Here is a 1,191-nt window from a genome sequence, read left to right on the forward strand (position 1 = left end):
TTTAACCCTTGTCGCAGAAGGTGCGACCTGTGGCGAATTTAATTCTTAATGGGTCAATCGCACCTGAGGTTTTCAGATTTTATCTTGGCAAACTAATGACAAACTCGGCTCCCTGACCTGGTTCTGAAGCCACCTCAATTTTTCCTCGATGCTGGGTAATAATTTGGTAGGTAATGGCGAGTCCCAAGCCAGTTCCCTGGCCTGGGTCTTTGGTAGTGAAAAATGGGTCAAATATCCGGTCTTTAATGGCTGCGGCAATCCCAGGGCCATTGTCAGCGATTCGGATAACTACCCAGTTTTGATCAACTAGCTCCGTTTGAATCCGAATGGTGAAGACTGGGGATGGGCAAGATTCGACACTCTTGTGTTCTATAGCCTTGTGTTCTGTAGCATCCTGTTCTATGGCATCAAGGGCATTTTCCAAGATACTCAAAAATACCTGATTCAGTTGAGCTGGGTAGCAATCCACCACAGGTAAATCCCCATACTGCTTGATCACCTCAATCCCTGGCTTGAGGCGGTTGCTGAGCAGAACGAGGGTATTGTCAATTCCTTCATGGATGTTAACCGGTTTGATCTCGGCTTCATCCAATCGGGAAAAATTCCTCATCGAAAGCACAATTTCACGAATGCGCTCAGCTCCGCCTTTCATGGAAGCGATGATTTTAGGCAAGTCTTGGGCCAAAAATTCCAGATCAATCTCTTCGAGCCGATTTTTAATCTCTGGGTCAGGGTTGGGATAATACTGCTGATAGAGTTCCACCAGAGAGAGTAAATCCTCAATATAATCGCTGGCAAAGAACAGATTGCCGTAGATAAAGTTAATCGGATTGTTCATTTCATGGGCAATACCAGCAACCATAGTACCCAAACTGGACATTTTTTCGTTTTGAATCAGCTGGATTTCCGTTTGCTGGAGTTCCTGGGTGTAGTCAGCCATACCGTGAATCAGCTGATTGAGAGAAGTGGCTAACACACCCACTTCATCTCGGGTCGTGACTGGTGCTTGCAGGGTAAAGTTAGACTCCTGTTTGACCTGTTCGGTGATCTCAGTCAGGCTTTTGATTCGCTGTGCGATCGCATTACTGGTATGAATAGCTAATAGGATTGCGATCGCAACTGAGGCGATCATACTGCTGACAATGATCCCAAAGCACAACTGATCAGCACGGTTAAGGGCGCTCAACCCTT

At 46.3% G+C, this 1,191-nt stretch carries 1 protein-coding gene; it reads right to left on the bottom strand.

Translation table 11 applies throughout. The features are described from left to right. Positions 1–79 precede the first annotated feature (79 nt). Positions 80–1,191 (bottom strand): sensor histidine kinase (locus tag F6K20_RS39265; RefSeq protein ID WP_287298560.1); only part of this gene is annotated, 1,112 nt, incomplete at its 5' end.

This window comes from Moorena sp. SIO2C4 (assembly GCF_010672485.1).
GTDB lineage: Bacteria > Cyanobacteriota > Cyanobacteriia > Cyanobacteriales > Coleofasciculaceae > Moorena > Moorena producens.